The organism is Leucobacter sp. (assembly GCF_053528595.1).
Map to the genome: position 1 here is coordinate 1 of NZ_JAIVPF010000024.1, position 16,998 is coordinate 16,998.

The 16,998-nt window shown below is 72.0% G+C and carries 14 protein-coding genes; 8 read left to right on the top strand and 6 right to left on the bottom strand.

Annotated elements, in window-relative coordinates; all coding sequences use genetic code 11:
- Nucleotides 1–125 precede the first annotated feature (125 nt).
- Complete coding sequence (locus ACWKZU_RS03560) at nucleotides 126–1,493, bottom strand: MFS transporter (protein WP_449281016.1); 1,368 nt, start codon at nucleotides 1,491–1,493, stop codon at nucleotides 126–128.
- Nucleotides 1,494–1,629: 136 nt separating this feature from the next.
- Between ACWKZU_RS03560 and ACWKZU_RS03565 the strand changes: the two genes are divergently transcribed.
- Nucleotides 1,630–2,910 carry a GNAT family N-acetyltransferase gene (locus ACWKZU_RS03565; RefSeq protein WP_449281017.1) on the top strand — a complete coding sequence of 427 codons (1,281 nt, stop codon included), beginning with the start codon at nucleotides 1,630–1,632 and terminating at the stop codon, nucleotides 2,908–2,910.
- A 125-nt stretch (nucleotides 2,911–3,035) separates the two neighbouring features.
- Here ACWKZU_RS03565 and ACWKZU_RS03570 read toward each other — a convergent pair whose 3' ends face one another.
- The gene (locus tag ACWKZU_RS03570; RefSeq protein WP_449281018.1) at nucleotides 3,036–4,802 is read right to left on the bottom strand and encodes an acetyl/propionyl/methylcrotonyl-CoA carboxylase subunit alpha; all 1,767 of its coding nucleotides are present in this window, start codon (nucleotides 4,800–4,802) and stop codon (nucleotides 3,036–3,038) included.
- A 191-nt stretch (nucleotides 4,803–4,993) separates the two neighbouring features.
- Between ACWKZU_RS03570 and ACWKZU_RS03575 the strand changes: the two genes are divergently transcribed.
- The 7 genes from ACWKZU_RS03575 (at nucleotide 4,994) to panB (ending at nucleotide 10,309) form a co-directional block, all read left to right on the top strand.
- Nucleotides 4,994–5,653 (top strand): DUF937 domain-containing protein, encoded by a 660-nt coding sequence (locus tag ACWKZU_RS03575; RefSeq protein ID WP_449281019.1) that lies wholly within the window; start codon nucleotides 4,994–4,996, stop codon nucleotides 5,651–5,653.
- 121 nt (nucleotides 5,654–5,774) lie between these two features.
- A complete protein-coding gene (locus ACWKZU_RS03580; protein WP_449281020.1) occupies nucleotides 5,775–6,218 on the top strand; it encodes an FAS1-like dehydratase domain-containing protein in 444 nt (147 codons plus the stop codon).
- A 4-nt stretch (nucleotides 6,219–6,222) separates the two neighbouring features.
- Entirely contained in the window at nucleotides 6,223–6,648 is a 426-nt protein-coding gene (locus ACWKZU_RS03585) for a MaoC family dehydratase (protein ID WP_449281021.1), read from the top strand.
- Nucleotides 6,649–6,710: 62 nt separating this feature from the next.
- Nucleotides 6,711–7,841 (top strand): UDP-N-acetylmuramate dehydrogenase, encoded by a 1,131-nt coding sequence (locus ACWKZU_RS03590; protein WP_449281169.1) that lies wholly within the window; start codon nucleotides 6,711–6,713, stop codon nucleotides 7,839–7,841.
- 5 nt (nucleotides 7,842–7,846) lie between these two features.
- Nucleotides 7,847–8,560 carry a DUF2520 domain-containing protein gene (locus ACWKZU_RS03595; protein ID WP_449281022.1) on the top strand — a complete coding sequence of 238 codons (714 nt, stop codon included), beginning with the start codon at nucleotides 7,847–7,849 and terminating at the stop codon, nucleotides 8,558–8,560.
- Nucleotides 8,557–9,465: a pantoate--beta-alanine ligase gene (gene panC, locus ACWKZU_RS03600; RefSeq protein ID WP_449281023.1), complete on the top strand. Its 909-nt coding sequence runs from the start codon at nucleotides 8,557–8,559 to the stop codon at nucleotides 9,463–9,465. Before ACWKZU_RS03595 ends, panC begins: the two co-directional genes overlap by 4 nt.
- A 1-nt stretch (nucleotide 9,466) precedes the next feature.
- The gene (gene panB / locus ACWKZU_RS03605; protein WP_449281024.1) at nucleotides 9,467–10,309 is read left to right on the top strand and encodes a 3-methyl-2-oxobutanoate hydroxymethyltransferase; all 843 of its coding nucleotides are present in this window, start codon (nucleotides 9,467–9,469) and stop codon (nucleotides 10,307–10,309) included.
- 236 nt (nucleotides 10,310–10,545) lie between these two features.
- Here the strand turns inward: panB and ACWKZU_RS03610 are convergent, their stop codons facing one another.
- The 4 genes from ACWKZU_RS03610 to ACWKZU_RS03625 form a co-directional block, all read right to left on the bottom strand.
- Complete coding sequence (locus ACWKZU_RS03610) at nucleotides 10,546–11,961, bottom strand: O-acetylhomoserine aminocarboxypropyltransferase/cysteine synthase family protein (protein WP_449281025.1); 1,416 nt, start codon at nucleotides 11,959–11,961, stop codon at nucleotides 10,546–10,548.
- Nucleotides 11,958–13,190 (bottom strand): MalY/PatB family protein, encoded by a 1,233-nt coding sequence (locus ACWKZU_RS03615; protein WP_449281026.1) that lies wholly within the window; start codon nucleotides 13,188–13,190, stop codon nucleotides 11,958–11,960. Before ACWKZU_RS03615 ends, ACWKZU_RS03610 begins: the two co-directional genes overlap by 4 nt.
- Before the next feature lie 66 nt (nucleotides 13,191–13,256).
- Nucleotides 13,257–14,573: a heparan-alpha-glucosaminide N-acetyltransferase domain-containing protein gene (locus ACWKZU_RS03620; RefSeq protein WP_449281027.1), complete on the bottom strand. Its 1,317-nt coding sequence runs from the start codon at nucleotides 14,571–14,573 to the stop codon at nucleotides 13,257–13,259.
- 185 nt (nucleotides 14,574–14,758) lie between these two features.
- The gene (locus ACWKZU_RS03625; protein WP_449281028.1) at nucleotides 14,759–16,921 is read right to left on the bottom strand and encodes a S1 family peptidase; all 2,163 of its coding nucleotides are present in this window, start codon (nucleotides 16,919–16,921) and stop codon (nucleotides 14,759–14,761) included.
- Nucleotides 16,922–16,998 lie beyond the last annotated feature (77 nt).

The window sequence follows — 16,998 nt, forward strand, 5'->3', positions numbered from 1 at the left end:
CGGCCCGCCTGACCCGTGCCGAGACCGAGCCCGCTGTTCGAAACCGCTCGAGTTCTCGACGCTGGAGGGCTCGGGTTCGAACAGCGGGCTCGGTCTCGACGAGGAGCGGCGCGAGCGCCCGCGGTCTACGCCCCGGTCTTGGCCGGGGTCCAGCTCTTCCACTGCCCGCTGCGCTCGAACTCGAGGTCGAGCGGGATGTTGGAGCGATCCTTCAGCAGCACGCTCGCGAGCAGGCCGAGCGAGGTCATGAAGAGCAGGTAGACAACGATCGCCCAGGTGGTGCCGAACGACTGCAGCAGGATCTGCGCGATGGTGGGCGCGAAGGCGCCGCCGATGACGCCGCCGAGCGCGTAGCTGATCGAGATGCCCGAGTAGCGCACCGAGGCGGGGAAGGTCTCGGCGAACCACACCGCGGCCGGGCCGTAGGTGAGGCCCAGGCCCACGGCGAGCAGGGAGGTGCCGAGGAGCACACCCCCGACGCCGCCGTTGAACACGAACTGGAAGAGCGGGATGACGCCCAGTGCCTGCACGATCCAGCCGAGGTTCATGATCGGCTTCCGTCCGTAGCGGTCGGAGAGCGGGCCGGAGAGGAAGGTGAAGATCGCCCAGACGATGGCCGCGGTCAGCACCGCGAGCTGCACCTGCACCGGGTCGTAGCCGAGTCCGCCCTGATCCTCGGGGCGCGACGCGAGGCCCTGCACGTAACCGCCCGTGAGCATGTACCCCACGGCGTTGTTGCCGGCGAAGAGCAGCGCGCTCAGGATGACGAGCGGCAGGTGCTGCTTGAAGACCTGCACGATGGGGGCCGACTCCTGCTGGCGGGTCTCCTTGATCTCGCTGAAGACGGGGGACTCGTCGACCGTCTTGCGGATGATGAAGCCCACGACGATCAGCACGACGGAGAATAGGAACGGCACGCGCCAGCCCCACTCCTCGAACGCCTCGCCCGGCGCGACGACGCGCATGAGCGCGAGCATGGCCGAGGCGAGCAGCATGCCGAAGGGCACGCCGAGCTGCGGGAAGATGCCGTAGAGGCCGCGCTTGCCCTTCGGGGCGTGCTCGACCGACATCAGCACTGCGCCGCCCCACTCGCCGCCGGCCGAGAGGCCCTGCAGGATGCGGAGCAGGATCAGGATGACGGGTGCCGCGAGGCCGATCGCATCGTAGGCGGGCAGGAGGCCGATCCCGACGGTCGCCACGCCCATGAGCAGGAGCGTGATGACGAGCATGGGCTGGCGCCCGAGCCTGTCGCCGAAGTGGCCCGCGAGGAAGGCGCCGAGCGGGCGGAAGAGGAAGGAGAGGCCGATGGTGAGCAGCGAGAGGATCTGCATCATGCCCTCGCCCGCGGGCTCGAAGAAGAGCTTGGCCAGCACGAGGTTGGCGGCGAAGGCGTAGATGAAGAAGTCGTACCACTCGATGGTGGTGCCGATCACCGAGGCGGCGACGACCTTTCGTCGCTCTCGCGTGGAACTGACGGCGACCGGCTGTGTCATTATGTGACTTCCTTGTCCAACTATCGAATCAATCAGATGCTGAATGTATTGTACGCGGGGTGATGCGCGACAACTGTGTGTTCGCTTCGGAATTGTGACACAGCTGTAACCTTTCTGATCCGGGATACTGGGGAGCATGACGCTTCCCGATGGTTATCGCCTCGCCCGTCTCGAGGATCGCAGCCGCCTGGAGCGGGTACTGCGCCTCGACGCCTGGGCCTTCCCCACCGAGATCCCGATCGAGGATCTGCTCGCCGTCGAGCACCCGATCCCGTGGGGGCGCGCCTGGGCCGTGGAGCACGAGCGAGCGCGCACCGGCGAGCTCGCGGCGATGTACGGCGCGTACTCGCTGCGGTCGTTCCCGGTGCCGGGAGCCGAGACGGCCTGCGGCTGGCTCACCTGGGTGGGCGTGCACCCCGGGCATCGGCGACGGGGGATCCTGCGCGAGATGATCGCGCACCACTTCGCGGACTGCCTCGGGCGCGGAGAGGCCATCTCGGGTCTCAACGCGGCCGAGGCCGCCATCTACGGCAGGTTCGGATACGGCATGGCGGCGTCGCAGATCTCGCTGACGATCCCGCGCGGGGCCGGGCTGCGACCCGTGCCGGGCTCCGACGGGCTCGAGGTCGATCTCGCGGAGTGGGATCCGGCCCGACACGGGGAATCGATCGCGGCGATGCACCGGGAGTACGCGCGCCTGCCGGAGGGGATCGGGCGGCCGGGCTGGGCGAGCTGGGAGACCCCGGAGCTGCGGCGTGCGGCGGATCAGGATCCGCCCGAGCTGCACCGGGGCCAGGAGGCGCAGCGGGTGCTCGTCGTGCGCGACGGCGCGGGGGAGCCGCGCGGGTACGCCCGCTTCCGCCGCAAGTCGGCCTGGAACCGGAACATCGCCGATGGGACGGTGCAGCTGCGCGACGCCGTGGCGCTCGATGCCGCGGCGGCGCACCGCCTGTGGTCGGTGCTGCTCGACCTCGACCTCATGGCCCGCGTCGAGACCGGCCCGATGCCGGTCGACGACCCGATCCTGTCGCTCCTCATCGACGTGCGGGGCGCCCTGCCGGTGACGAACGATCTGCAGTGGATCAGGATCCTCGATCTCCCCCGCGCACTCGCGGCGCGGCGCTACGCCGCGCCCGTCGACGCGGTGCTCGAGGTGACGGACGCGCTGCTGCCGCGGAACGCGGGACGCTGGCGGGTGCGCGCGGAGGCGCACGGGGCCGTCGAGGTGTCGCGCAGCGAGGCCGAACCCGATCTCGCGCTCGACATCCGCGAACTCGGCGCCGCGCACCTCGGCGCCGTCTCGCTGGCGGCGCTCGCGCAGGCCGGGCTCGTCACGGCGCGGCGCCCCGGGGCGCTGGCGCGGGCCGCGACCGCGTGGTCGTGGCCCGTCGCGGCCGGCGCCGACTGGGTGTTCTGAGGCCGCGCGTCACGCCGCGAGCGGCGGATCGCAGCGCCGCAGCGCCGCAGCGCCGCAGCGCCGCTCGCGGCGGTTCGGGCGCGCTCGTCACGCCGCCGCCGGGCGGAACCGGCGATCCGCCGCCCCTAAGCGGGATCCACGATGCTGAGCAGCAGGTGCCCGTTCGGCACCGTCTGGCCGATCGGCGCGTCGATGCCCGCCACCGCGCCGTCGCGGTGGGCGTAGATCGACTGCTCCATCTTCATCGCCTCGAGCACCACGACGAGGTCGCCCTCGGAGACCTGCTGGCCCTCCTCGACGGCCACTTTCACGACGGTCGCCTGCATCGGAGCGGCCACGGCGTCGCCGGTGGCCGTGGCCACGCCGGTGCCCTTCGCGCGCTTGGGCGCGGGGCCGCGGGTGACCTCCTGGTCGACGAGGGGGAGCAGCGTCGCGGGCATGGTCACCTCGACGCGCCGCCCCGAGACCTCCACCACGACCGTGCGTCGCTTCGGGTCCTGCGCGATCGCCGACATCTCGCCCTCCCACGGCTCGATGTCGTTCTCGAACTCGCTCTCGATCCAGAGCGTGTACACGCCGAAGCGGCCATCGGGGGCGGTGAAAGCGGGATCCCGCACGATCTTGCGGTGGAACGGCAGCACGGTGGGCAGACCCTGGATCTCGAACTCGTCGAGGGCGCGGCGGGCGCGCTGCAGCGCCTCCTCGCGGGTCGCCCCGGTGACGATGAGCTTGCCGAGCATCGAGTCGAAGGCCCCCGAGACCACGTCGCCGGTGACGACGCCGGTGTCGACGCGCACGCCCGGGCCGGCGGCCGGCTTGAACAGCGTCACGGGGCCGGGAGCCGGGAGGAAGCCGTTGCCGGGATCCTCGCCGTTCAGGCGGAACTCGAAGGAGTGGCCGTGCGGCACCGGATCCGGGTAGTCGATCACACCGCCCTCGGCGATCCGGAACTGCTCGCGCACCAGATCGATGCCCGTGACCTCCTCGGAGACCGGGTGCTCGACCTGCAGGCGGGTGTTCACCTCGAGGAACGACACTGTGCCGTCCTTCGCGACGAGGAACTCGCAGGTGCCGGCGCCCACGTAGCCGACCTCCTTGAGGATGGCCTTCGACGCGGCGTAGAGCTTCTCGTTCTGCTCGTCGGTGAGGAACGGCGCGGGAGCCTCCTCGACGAGCTTCTGGTGGCGGCGCTGCAGCGAGCAGTCGCGCGTCGAGACCACGACGACGTTGCCGTGCTGGTCGGCGAGGCACTGGGTCTCGACGTGGCGCGGCTTCTCCAGGTACTTCTCGACGAAGCACTCGCCGCGGCCGAACGCCGCGACCGCCTCGCGCGTGGCCGACTCGAACAGCTCGGCCACCTCGTCGCGCTCGTAGGCGACCTTCAGGCCGCGGCCGCCGCCGCCGAACGCCGCCTTGATGGCGATGGGCAGGCCGACCTCGTCGGCGAAGGCGAGCACCTCGTCGGCGCCGGCGACCGGGTCGCTCGTGCCGGCCGCGAGGGGTGCGCCGACTTTCTCGGCGACGTGGCGGGCCGAGACCTTGTCGCCCAGGCGCTCGATGGCGTCGGGGCCGGGGCCGATCCAGATGAGGCCCGCCGAGATGACGGCGCGCGCGAAGTCGGCGTTCTCTGCGAGGAAGCCGTAGCCGGGGTGCACGGCGTCCGCGCCCGAGCGGCGGGCGACGCCGAGGATCTTGTCGATCACCAGGTAGGTGTCGGCGCTGGTGGTGCCGTTCAGCGCGTACGCCTCGTCGGCCAGCTGCGCGTGCATGGCGTCACGGTCCTGATCGGCGTAGACGGCCACGGAGGCGATGCCGCTGTCTGCGGCGGCGCGGATGATGCGGACGGCGATCTCGCCACGGTTGGCGATGAGCACTTTACGAATGCGCGACATGGATTACAGCCTATTCCAGGGACGGAGCCCAGCCTTGGATATACGCCACAAACCTTTCTGCGATTCGTTGCCGACAGGCATAAATCCTGCCGCGGGGGTTCGCGAGCGCGCCGAGCGCGTTACTCTCGGAAGAAGCCGACGATCCGACCGGGCGCCGGCACCGGAACCGCAATCCCGACGGAGGGAATCACATGGCAGGCAAGTCGGAAGTCGAAACGCTGCTGCAGCAGGTGCCGCTCGGAGATCTGGCGGCGAGGTTCGGAGTCGACGAGGGCACGGTCGAGGCCGCGGTGCGCCAGGCGCTGCCCGGCCTGATCGGCGGCATGGCGGTCAACGCGAGCGCCGCCGACGGCGCGGACAGCCTCGCCCGCGCGGTGCAGCAGCACGAGTCGCCGGCGGAGAAGCTCTCGCTCGAGGCGATCGACGCCGAGGACGGCAAGAAGATCGTGAAGCACGTGCTGGGCGAGCAGAAGGACGACGTCGCGAAGGCGCTGGGGGCGAACTCGGGCAGCTCGGTCATCGCAGACCTCATCCCCCAGCTGCTGCCGCTGCTCGCGCCCCTCGTCATGCAGTTCCTCGCGGGCCGGCTCGGCGGGGGATCGGCCGCGGGCACGACGGCCTCCTCGGGCTCCGCCGAGGGCGGGCTCGGCGGGGTGCTGGGGGACCTGCTGGGCGGGCTGCTCGGCGGCGGTTCGGGCGCCGGTCCGGCGAGTTCGGGATCCGGATCCTCCGGGGGCGATCTCGGCGATCTGCTCGGGGGCCTCCTGGGCGGGGGATCGGGATCCTCCGGAGGTTCGTCCGGCGGCGGGCTCGGCGATCTGCTGGGCGGTCTCCTCGGCGGCAGGAAGTAATCAGCCGCGCGTCCGCGCCTGCCTCCTCCGCGCGGAGGCAGGCCGGCGCGCGCCCGGCGGACCGTGCCGCGATGCGCGACACCCGCGAGTCCGGGAATGGCGCCCGCGGTAGACTTGCGGCGTGGTGAATCCAGAGATCCAAGGGCGCGTGTATCCGCCGACCGCCCCGTACCTCGTCGGCCGTGAGAAGGTGCGCGAGTTCGCCCGCGCCGTGCTGAGCGCCTCGCCGCTCCACCTCGATCCCGAGGCCGCCCGGGCCGCCGGCTACACCGATGTCGTCGCGCCCCCGACCTTCGCGGTCGTGGTCCAGGAGGCGACGCTGGCCCAGCTGCTCGCCGACGGGGAGGCGGGGGTCGACTTCTCGCGCGTCGTGCACGGGGATCAGCGCTTCACGTACACGCGCCCCATCGTCGCCGGCGACGAGCTCGCGGCGACGCTCACCGTCGCCGCGGTGAAGCAGCTCGGCGGCCACTCCATGGTGACGGCGTCGAGCGAGATCGTCGACGCCGACGGCGAGCACGTCGTCACCGCCGTCTCGACGCTCGTCGTCCGGGGAGAGGAGTAACCGCATGAGCACCCCCGTCTTCGAAGAGCTGTCGGCCGGTCAGATCGTCGCCGAGCGCGAGCTGCTGCTCACCCGCGACCGCCTCGTGCGCTACGCGGGCGCCTCGGGCGACTTCAACCCCATCCACTACCGCGACGACGTCGCCGTCTCCGTCGGGCTGCCCGGCGTGCTCGCCCACGGCATGCTCACCATGGGCGCCGCGGGATCCGTGGCCACCGACTGGCTGGGCTCCGCGGGCCGCGTGATCGACTATCAGTCCCGCTTCACCCGCCCTGTTCCCGTCGACCCCGCGGAGGGCGCGACCATCACCGTCACCGCGACCGTCGGAGCGCTCGACGAGTCGCTGCGCACCGTCCGCCTCGACCTCAAGGTCGTCTTCGACGGCGCGACCGTGCTGGGCAAGGCGCAGCTCGCGGTGGCGTTCGAGTGACGCTTCCCGACATCGCCCCCGAGCCGGTCGGCGACGGAACCCCGCTCTCCGAGCTGACGACCATGCGCGTCGGCGGGCCTGCCGAGCGCATCCTCGTCGCGCACGGCTTCGAGGACCTGGTGCGCTACGCGACCGAGCTGTGGGACGCCGGTGATCCCTGGCTGCTGCTGGGCGGTGGATCGAACACGGTCGTCAGCGACGACGGCTTCCCGGGCACCGTGCTGCTCGTGCGCAGCACGGGGATCGCGCGCGTCGACGAGGGCGAGCACCCGGGCGGCGTGCATCTGCGCGTGCAGGCGGGACACGACTGGGACCACCTGGTGGCCACCTGCGTGGACCGGGGCTGGTCGGGCATCGAGGCGCTCTCGGGCATCCCCGGGCTGGCCGGGGCCGCCCCCGTGCAGAACATCGGCGCGTACGGCCAGGAACTGTCGGACGTGCTGCACTCGATCGAGTTCCTCGAGCGCGAGAGCGGCGAGGTGCGGCGCATGACGGTCGAGGAACTGGAGCTGGGCTATCGCGATTCGGTGATCAAGCGCGGCCTCGAGGGTGTGGTGCTGTCGATCGATCTGCTGCTCGGTGACGCGAACGGCGCTGATGCCGCCGGCGGCGACGCGGGAGCCGGCGACCGCGCGCTCTCGGCGCCGGTCCGCTACGCGCAGCTCGCCGGCGCGCTCGGGGTCGAGATCGGCGACCGGGTGCCGCTGCGGCGGCTGCGCGACTCGGTGCTGCGGCTGCGCGCCTCGAAGGGCATGGTGCTCGATCCCGCGGATCACGACACCTGGAGCGCGGGATCCTTCTTCACGAACCCCATCGTCACCGAGCACTTCTCCCGCGAGCTGCCGGAGCACGCGCCGCGGTTCCCCCTCGACGAGGAGGAGCCGCCCCCGGCGGTCACCAGTTTCGAGGAGCTCGCCGCGGGCGTGCCGCTGCGCGTGCCGCTGCCGGCGCCCGAGCGCATGGTGAAGCTCTCCGCCGCGTGGCTGATCGAGAACGCGGGGGTCGAGCGCGGGCTCCGGCTCCCGGGATCCGGCGCGGCGATCTCGTCGAAGCACACGCTCGCCATCACCAACCGCGGCGGGGCCTCGGCGGCCGATGTGGCCGAGCTCGCCCGCCTGGTCGTGCAGCGGGTGCAGCAGGAGTTCGGCGTCGTCCTGGCGCCCGAGCCCAACCTGTACGGCCTGGAGCTGTAGCGCGCATGCGCATTCAGATCATCGGCCGGGGCCGCATGGGCACCGCCCTCGCGGAGGCTCTGCGCGGGGCGGGGGCGGACCTGCTGCCCCTCGGCGGCCGCGGCGCCTCGGGGGAGGACGCCGAGGCGGTACTGCTCGCGGTGCCCGATGCGGCGATCCCGGAGGCGGCGGCGCGCGTCCGGCCGGGGCGCCCGGTCGGCCACCTCTCGGGGGCGACCGGCCTCGATGCGCTGGGCCCTCATGAGGAGGTCTTCAGCCTGCACCCGCTGCTCACGGTGACCGGCGCGGGAACCGCGTTCGCGGGTGCGCACGCCGCGGTCGACGGCTCGAGCGAGCGGGCTCTGGAGGTCGCGCGGGAGATCGCCCGGCTGCTCGGCATGCAGACGTTCCGGGTGGCGGACGAGGATCGCGCCGCCTACCACGCCGCGGCCTCGGTCGCGGCGAACTACCTCGTGGTGCTCGAGGGCTTCGCCGAGCGGCTGGCCGCGAGCGCCGGGGTGCCGCGCGATGCCCTGGCTCCGCTCGCACGCGCCGCGCTGCGCAACTGGGCCGAGCTCGGTGCCGCCGCCGCGCTGACCGGGCCCATCGCGCGGGGCGACGAGGCCACGGTAGCGGCCCAGCGCGCCGCGGTGGCGGAGCGCCTGCCCGATCGGGTCGAGCTGTTCGACGCGCTCGTGGAAGCCGCGCGCGAGCTCGCCGCGGAGAGGAGCGCGCCATGAGGATCGTGCGCACGATCGCGGAGCTGCGTGCGGCGCTGGCCGAGGCGCCGGGATCCGCGAGCCCGGCCGCCGCGACCCGTCGCGTCGGCATGGTGCCGACCATGGGCGCGCTGCACGAGGGTCACCTCTCGCTCGTGCGCGCGGCCCGCGCCGAGAACGACGCCGTCGTGCTCTCCATCTTCGTCAATCCCACGCAGTTCGACGAGGCCGCCGACCTCGCCGCCTATCCGAGGCAGGAGGAGCGCGACGCCGCGCTCGCCGCGGAGGCGGGGGTCGACCTGATCTTCGCTCCCGATGCGGCGGAGATGTATCCGCGGGGCTTCGCCACCACGGTACGCGTGACGGGGGCCCTCACCGAGACCCTCGAGGGGGCCTCGCGCGGCGCCTCGCACTTCGACGGCGTCGCCACCGTCGTCTCGAAGCTGCTGCTCGCGGCGCTGCCGGACTCCGCCTACTTCGGCCTCAAGGACGCCCAGCAGCTGCTCGTGGTGCGCCGCATGGTCGCAGATCTCGGCATCCCGACCCGCATCGTGAGCTGCCCCACCTCCCGCGACCCGGACGGGCTGGCCCGCTCCAGCCGCAACGTGCGCCTGAGCGCCGAGGAGCGTCGGAGCGCGCTCGCGATCCCGCGCTCGCTCGAGGCGGCGGTCGAGGCCGCGGCCTCCGGCGAGCGGGATGCGGGAATGCTGGAGGCGCGCGCGGAGGAGACGCTGCGCGCCGCCGGGCTCGACGTGGAGTACGTGGCGGTCGTGCACCCGGAGACCTTCGAGCCGATGAGGCGGATCGAGGGATCCGCCCTGCTCGCCGTCGCCGCGCGCGTGGGCGAGGTGCGGCTGATCGACAACGCAGTGCTGCGGATCGCGGAGGGCGATCCGGAACCGTCCCGTTCCCACGAGGAGGAATGACATGCCACGGATGACGATCCCGATGCTGCACGAGAAGCGCGCCGCCCGCGAGCCCATCGTGATGGTGACCGCCTACGACTACCCCGGCGCGCGCGCCGCCGATCGCGCGGGGGTCGACATGGTGCTCGTGGGCGACTCCGGCGCTCAGGTGGTGCTGGGGTACGGCTCCACGGTCGCTGTGACCACCGATGAGATGCTCGTGCTCGCGAAGGCGGTGCGCCGGGGAACCGAGTCGGCCTTCCTGGTGTGCGACGTGCCGTTCGGCTCGACCGAGGTATCGGATGCCCAGGCCGTCGAGACCGCGGTGCGGTTCGCGAAGGAGGCCGGCGCCGACGCGGTCAAGCTCGAGGGCGGCAACGAGGAGCGCCTGAGCCGCATCCGGGCCATCGTGGCCGCCGGCGTCCCCGTGGTCGGGCATGTCGGGCTCACACCGCAGACCGCGACCGCGCTGGGCGGCCTGCGCGCCCAGGGGCGCACGACCGAGAGCGCGGTGCGCGTGGTCGAGGAGGCGATCGGGGTGCAGGAGGCCGGCGCCTTCTGCGTGGTGGTCGAGGCCGTCCCCGCCGAGATCACGGACCTGCTGAAGGAGGTGCTGCGGATCCCGATCATCGGCATCGGCGCGGGATCGGCTGACGGCCAGGTGCTCGTGCTGCACGACCTGCTCGGCATCACCGAGGGGCGCCCGGCCAAGTTCGTGAAGCGCTACGCGGCGATCGGCGAGGACACGGTCGCGGCCATCACGGCCTACGCCGACGAGGTGCGCGAGGGCGCGTTCCCCACCGCGGAGCACCAGTACGCCGCGAGCCCGGAGGCGGTCGAGGCCGCGCGGCGGGCCCTGCGGTAGGAAGCGGACGCCGCGGCCGCACCGCCCCGCGGCCGCCGGGCATCCCGCGGTCGCGGCTCGCCGGAGCCCCGGTCGCGCATGCTGTGGCTTGCTGTGCGCATATTGCCGGAACTCCGCAGGAATTCCGGCAATATGCGCACAGCAAGCCACGACGGTCGGTGGAACGGGGGTTCGAGAACGGTCGAGCGCGGTGTCCGCAGCGCGGTGTCCGCAGCGCGGCGTCCGCGACGCGCTGTCTAGACCGCGGCGACCCGATCCAGCGCGCCGCGCAGATCGCGGATCAGGTCGTCGGCCGACTCGAGGCCGACCGAGAGACGCAGCAGGCCGGGCGTGATCCCGAGCCGATCGTTGATCTCGGGAGCGAAGGTGCCGTGCGTGGAGGTGAGCGGGTGCAGCACCATCGAACGGGTGTCGCCGATGCCGGTCATGCGCGAGAACACCCGCAGCCCGTTGACGAACGCCCGCGCGCCGTCGACGCCGCCGCGCACGGTCACGCCGAACACGGAGCCGGTGCGGGCGATCCCCGCGTTCTCTCCGGTGCCCGTGCCGTAATCGCGCACCGCGAGTCCGTGGAGCGGGTTCGAGGGGAGCCCGGCGTAGTCGACCGACTCGACCTCGGGCTGCTGCTCGAGCCACGCGGCGATCGTCTGGGAGGAGGCCACGTGGCGCTCCATGCGCAGCGACAGCGTCTCCATGCCCTGGTGCAGCAGGAAGCCGTGCAGCGGCGACAGCGTCGGTCCGATGTCGTTGACCACCGACTCGCGCACGGCTCGCGCGTAGGCCCCGGAGCCGAAGCGCTCGAGCATCGGGGCCACGCCGGGCCGCGATGACTGCGTGATGAGGGGGTATGAGCGGCCCGCACGCTCGGCGGCCTCCCAGTCGAAGTTGCCGCCGTCGACGATCGCGCCGCCCACGGCGGCTCCGTGCCCCGTGAGGAACTTCGTGGCCGAGTGCACCACGATGTTCGCGCCGTGCTCGAAGGGGCGGATCAGCGCGGGAGTGCCGACCGTGTTGTCGACGACGAGCGGCAGATCGTAGCGGGCGGCCACCTCCGCGATGCGGCGCAGATCGGTGACGTCGTTGCAGGGGTTCGGCACCGTCTCCGTGTAGATGGCCTTCGTGTTCGGGCGGATGGCCCGCTCCCACTCGGCGTCGTCGTCCGCGTCCCAGACGTAGTCGAACTCGATGCCGAAGCGCTTGAAACTGCGCCCGAAGAGGATGCGCGTGCCGCCGTAGATCGAGGCCGTGGAGACGATGTGGTCGCCCTGCTGCGCCAGCGCGAACAGTGCCGACGAGATGGCGGCCTGACCGCTCGACACCGCCACCGAGACGACGCCGCCCTCGAGCGAGGCGAGCCGTTCCTCGGCCACCCAGTTGGAGGGGTTGCCCTGACGGGAGTAGATCGCCGACCGCTCGCTCGGCGAGAAGCCCTCGGGATCCTCGTGCCCCGGGTGCTCCTCGGCGCGCCAGTGGATGCTGCCGTTGAAGCGGCTCACCTGGTCGTCGAAGTCCTCGAACAGGTATCCCGCGGAGAGCGCGATCGGCGGCACCCGCAGGCCGTGGTTCTTGTCGGGGTACTCGCCGGCGTGCACCTGGCGGGTGTCGAAGCCGAAGCCGTTCCAGTCGTAGACGGGTTGCGCGGTCTCGATCATGAGGACTCCTTCTCGGGGAGGATACGCGCGATCCGGTCGACGGCCTCGCGGATGGTGTCGGGGGCGCAGGCGAGGTTGAGGCGCGCGTGCCCGGATCCGCCCTCGCCGAACGATGCGCCGTTGTTCAGTGCGACGCGGGCGTCGAACAGGATGCGGCGGCTGGGGTCGTCGCCCAGCCCGGCGTCGCGGAAGTCGAGCCACGCCAGGTAGCCGGCCCGCGGACGGGTGCGGCGCACCCCGGGCAGGCGATCCCGCACCAGCTCGCCGAGCAGCCGGTCGTTGGCCTCGAACTGCGCGATCGCGCGATCGAGCCAGTCACGGCCGTCCACGAGGGCCGCGACGCTGGCGTGCAGCCCGAGGATGCTCGAGCGGCAGGCGACCTCGGGCGGCAGGCGGCGCAGGATCTCGTTCGCGCGCGCGTCGGCGGCGACGATCACCGAGCACTTCGTGCCGGCGAGGTTCCAGCCCTTGCTCGCGGAGGTCGTGGTGACCGAGAGGGCCCCGGCCGCGGCCGCGAGGGGCGCGAAGGGGGTGAAGGCCTGCCCGACGTGTGCGAGCGGGGCGTGGATCTCGTCGGAGACGACGAACACGTCGTACTGCGCGGCGAGGCGCGCCAGCACCGCGAGCTCATCGGCCGAGTGGATGAGCCCGTGCGGGTTGTGCGGGCTGCACAGCAGAAAGGCGTCGACGCCCGGGTCGCTCGCGAAGAGCCGCTCGATCCTGTCGAGATCGAGACGCGCCTCGGGGCTCTCGGTGCGCTCGACCGGGTCGGTCGCGGTGCTCACCAGCGGGATCTGCACCACCTCGAACGGCACCTCGTCGAGGATCTCGAAGAAGCTCGGGTAGACCGGAGTCGGCAGAGCGATCCGCCCGCCCGCAGGCCTGAACAGCCGGAGCGACTCGACGATGCCCGTCGCCACATCGGTGGCGAGGTGCACATGGTCGTGCGGCACCTCCCACCCCCAGCGATCCCGTGCGAAGCCGGCGAAGGCCGGGGCGAGCGGACCGGGGCCGTCGAGGTACCCCGTGTCGGAGGCGAGCACGCGGTCGATCAGCGCCTGCTGCACGACCGGGGCCACGGCGAAATCCATCTCCGCCACGAAGAGGGGCAGCACGTCGGCGGGGTAGCGGGTCCACTTGAGGCTCGTGCGCTGCGTGCGCAGCAGCGCGGGGTCGAGCTCGGCGAAGGGCACGCCACCCGGATCGGTACAGTCCTCGCGGTCGGTCATGCCCCCATGCTCCCCCGGGCGCCGATCCCGCGCGAGCCGGCCGGTAAAGCGGCGTCACACTCGGCGTCAGCCGCGCACCGCGAGGCGCACCGCGCCGGAGGTGAGCGCCTCGAGCGGGCCGCGCCGGTCGAGCGCCGCGAGGATCGCGCCGATCGCGAGCACTCCCGCGAGCTGCAGCGCGAACGCACCCGTGCCGGCGGCCCACCAGGGGATGCCGTTCTCGAGCACCGCGGGATCCTCCATGACCGGCGCGAGCAGCAGTCCCGTGGCGACGATGTGCAGGGTGTAGACGGTGAGCGGTGCCGCGCCGACGCAGCGCAGCGCCTCGAGCACGCCGCCGGTGCGACGTCCGTCTCGCGCAGCGCCGCGGGCGTCGCACAGCAGCACGAGGAGGCCGATCACGGCGCACGCGATGCCGATCGTGCGCAGCAGGTCCATCGGGGAACCCGAGTGCGGCGTGGCCACGAGCTGCGCCCACAGCTCGGACGAGAACGGCGCGCCGAAGGTGGGCGCGATCAGCAGTGAGCGGAACATCTCGGGATCGAGACCCGGCACCGGGGCGAAGCCGAGCACCGAGAGGTGGGCGGCCGCCCAGTTCGAGGCGAGCTGCGCGCCGACCGCGGCCGCGGCGCCGACGGCCGCGACCGCGCCGGCTGCGCGCACCAGGGTGCGCCGCGCGGTGGCCGAGACGAACAGGCGGGCTACGAGCATGCCCGTGAGCAGGTAGACGATCCAGGTGATGGCGGGGTACTCGCCCGTCAGCAGGAGCGCGCGGAGCGCGCCCAGCGGGTCGGCGAAGAGGGGCTCGAAGGTCACGGATCCGCCCTCGTTCACCACGCCGAGCGCCCCGCGAGCCAGCGCGTTCAGGGGGCCGCCGGCGATCCCGAACGCGATCGCGAGCGTCGCCAGCACCCAGCTCGGCGCGGCGATGAGGGGAGCGATGAGGATCATCGCGACGCCGTAGTACGCCAGCACCACCACGACGGGGCTGACGATCAGGCCGAGCAGCAGGCCGATGAGGATCAGGACCGCGCCGCGGAGCGCGACGGCCGCGATCGCCGCGCCGACCCGTCCTGCGCGCATCAGGCGCCGGGTCGCGAAGACCGCGCTGAGCCCTCCGAGCACCGCGAAGAGCGGTGCGGCGATGCCCGACGTGAGGGTCTGTGCGAGCTGCGCCGCCACCTGCTCGAACTCGGAGGCCGTCGGGTTCATCGCGTTCACCGCCACGAGGTGCGTGGCCATCATGCCCACGATGGCGAGGAATCGCGCGAGGTCGACGCCGAGGTAGCGCACGCGGGTGCGCGCGGCGAGCGAGGCGTGCGACTGGGCGGCCCTCGGGGCGTCCGATGCGCGGGGGAGGGTGATCGAAGCGGTCGTGTCCATGACTACCAGCCTCCCCGCCATCGCGCCGCCGCGCATCGGCCGCGGGTGCCGCGCGGGTGGTACCGGAGAGCCGTGCAGGTGGTACCGCGGTGCCGATGTCCCGCCGGGGCTCTGCGGAAACGGGATCGCCCCCGAGCCGTGCGGCTCGGGGGCGATCCCATCTCCTGCGCTCCTGTGCTCGAGGGTCAGACCTCGTTCACCTTGAGCTTGCGAGCTGCAAGCAGTAGAGCTCCCATGCCGAGCAGGAGCATCGCGGCGGCGGTGATCCCGAACGGGATGAGGTCCGCTCCTGCAGCTCCGGTCGTCGGAAGCTGTTCGCCGGGCTCTGTCGGGTCGGTCGGCTGCGTCGGATCGCCCGGATCCGTCGGGTCAGTCGGATCCGTCGGATCGGTCGGATCGGTCGCCGCAGCCTCGACCGTGAACACCACCGTCGTCGTCTGCGAGGCGACCCCGTTGAACGTCTGAGAGGCGTTCACGGAGTAGGTGCCCGTGGTGAGCGGTGCGCCGAAATCGACCGTCCAGGTTCCGTCTTCACCCACCTCGAGGTCGGCGGACGCCGCTGCCGTCGTCGATCCGGCAGAGGCTGCGCCACTGGTCACGGACTCGCCGTTCACCGTCACCTCGACATCTGCGCCCCGCAGGCCGCCGCCCGAGAGCGTGCTGGGCGCGTCCTCTGCTGCGAAGCTCTGGTTCGGGTCGACCGACAGCACGGTCGGCGCGGCCGGTGTCACCACGATCGTTCCGGTCGCTTCCGGAGAGGTCTCTCCCTCGAGCGTCTGGGTGGCGCTCAACCGGTTCTCACCGATGCCCATGCTGACGTCGGCGATCTCCCAGGCACCATCCTCCCCGACGGTCGCGCTCCAGATCTCGTTGACGGAGACGGCGGCTCCGGCCTCGCCGGTGCCCGTGATGGTGGTCGTGGCGGAATCCTCGCCCTCAGCCGCAGTCAGTTCCTGGCCATCGATGGTGGGACGGGGCAGGATGTCGTCGACGGTGATCGTGAGCTCCGCCTCCTCGGAGGTGTTGAACCCCTGCTGAGCGACGAACGTGTAGTTGTACGTGTCCTCTTCCTCGGGCGCGGACAGGGTGACGGTCCCGCCCGAGACCGGCAGCGTCTCCGTCTCGCCGCCGACGGTGACGATGAGCTCGTCGGCGGGGGCCGGAACGGACACCTCGATGTCGGCACCCGGCTCGACGGTCTCGTTATCGGCCGGGCTGTCGACGGTCGGCGCATCGAGATGGATGGCGACCTCGTATCCGTTGGTGTGCGCGAGGGCGGGCTCGAGAAGCGTGTACCAGGCCCAATCGTCGCCCTCGGCCGGGGGCTCCTCAGGCCCCCCGCTGACGACGCCGACGGCCTGGTCGCCCTGGAAGACGGCGCCGCCCGAGTCGCCCTGTTCGGTGAGCGCACCGCCGAGGAAGCCGTGCACCCAGCGACCCGAGATCTGCATGTAGCCGTCGAGGATCTCCGTCGGGTAGGTGTTGCCGTCGGTGTAGAGCAGTTCGAGTTCCGTGGATCCGGAGGTCAGGCCGGTGGTGCGTCCCGACTTGGAGACGGTGCCGGACTGAGGACGAGAGACGCCCTTGATGAGAGTCGTCTCTGCCGCGAGGTCATCATCCGCAGCGGTCGACCAATCGGTCACCTCGGGGTGCAGCGTGAACTTCGGATCCGTGACATCGATCACCGCGATGTCGGTCGAGTTCGGATCGTTCTCGCTACCGGTGCTGTTCCCGGGCCCGCCGAACTGCGCGAAGCCGAATTCGCCGAGCACGCCGGTGTCGTTGAGGGAGGTCTGGGTGCCGCCTCCTGCGGGCTCGGAAGAGGGCAGCGTGAGCGCGGTCGCCTGCGCGTCCATGCTCTCATTCGCGCTCTGGCAGTGGCCCGCGGTGATGAGTGCGGGCTCGCCGTCCGGCGACCACGCGGAGAATCCCAGCGAGCAGACGCCGAGAGGCTCGCCGGCGGCGTCGAATGCCGCGTAGCCGGCGCCGCCGACCACGTCCGTCGCGCCATCGGCGACGGCCTTGCCGATGAACGCCACCTTCGCCTCGAGGCGCTCGGCCTGGGCCTTGACGTCTTCGCTATCCGCATACGCCTGGTCGACGAGCACGATGGCATCGCCGCTGGTCGTCGTGCCTGCGCCGACGGTGAGGTCGTCGATCTGAGTGCTCTCTTCGAGCTGTGCGGCGGCCGCGAATGCCAGGGCTGCCGGGTCCTGTGTGAAGTCGGCCTCGACGGCCGGGGTGTCCTCTGCGAGCGCCGGTGAGGCGGCGAAGAGGCTTCCCAGACCGATGGCCACTGCTGCGCCGAGCGCAAGCGGACGACGTTTCGTCACTTGTGTGTCCCCCATTGGTTGTTCATTCCCTGTGTATGGCCGCCTCGGCACAGCAGTGACGGAAAGCTGGGCGTCGCGCACGCGATATTCCC